Annotated in this window: 1 rRNA gene; it reads left to right on the forward strand. The window is 45.3% G+C overall.

The features are described from left to right. Nucleotides 1–149: 149 nt before the first annotated feature. Nucleotides 150–201 (forward strand): 5S ribosomal RNA (gene rrf / locus ACYQ4O_RS13260); the annotation flags it as partial.

A 201-nucleotide genomic window follows, 5' to 3' on the forward strand; every position in this document is an offset into this window, starting at 1 on the left:
ATACTAATTGCTCGTGAGGCTTGATCCTATAACCGTGAAGCTTAAAGCCTACGTTGGTTGTAGCAAGTAAAGTTAACAAAGCAGAGCTTAAATGCTCGTCAAGATTGATAAGAATTTCCGAGCATCGTAAGATGCAGAACAAGTTAAAGCCCGGAGGCCATAGCAGGGTGGAACCACTCCTTCCCATCCCGAACAGGACAG

The sequence above is a fragment of the Turicimonas sp. TL08 genome (assembly GCF_054660695.1).